This is a genomic window from Dorea sp. AF36-15AT, from assembly GCF_003477705.1.
Classification (GTDB): domain Bacteria; phylum Bacillota; class Clostridia; order Lachnospirales; family Lachnospiraceae; genus Claveliimonas; species Claveliimonas ammoniilytica.
Map to the genome: position 1 here is coordinate 1 of NZ_QUDV01000026.1, position 548 is coordinate 548.

Annotated in this window: 1 pseudogene; it reads right to left on the reverse strand. The window is 38.9% G+C overall.

The window, feature by feature from the left end:
- Positions 1 to 440, reverse strand: a pseudogene (locus tag DWZ93_RS14620) (hypothetical protein); the annotation flags it as partial.
- Positions 441 to 548 lie beyond the last annotated feature (108 nt).

Here is a 548-nt window from a genome sequence, read left to right on the forward strand (position 1 = left end):
ATTGGTAGATTGAATCCAAGGGTATCATTTGTCGTAATGAAAATGATATAGGTATCAGGTAGATCGTTAGGAACCTGACCAGTTTCCAATGTGGTGGCATCCACTAAGCTACCGTGATAGCGGGCTCTTTTCAAAGAGGCACCGCTGTCTGCATTCTGAAATTCAATGTTATATTTTCTGCCGGAATTATCTAAGGCTATGCAATCAAGTATGGAAGAACGTCCTTGAAGATTTTTGTAGTCCGCCTGAAGGATCTGGTCTTCTAATTTTAAATTATCCTGGTCCATAATGACCTTTAATATGTATTCTGTACAGGCACTGTCTTTTAGAACGTTGCGCATAAAAATATCGTCCATGATAGTGAGGTCTTTTAGAATACTCAGGTAAATTTCACGTTGTAGTAGTAGCGTGCCTGGCTGCAAGGATGTAGCTGTTGTCATATAAGAAAATACCTCCGTGTATGAATGGTGAAAGCATTTTCGTTTAGAATAGTATATCATCATAAACGATGCTTTGCAATGTGAAAAATGAAGATTACGGTACCGGGT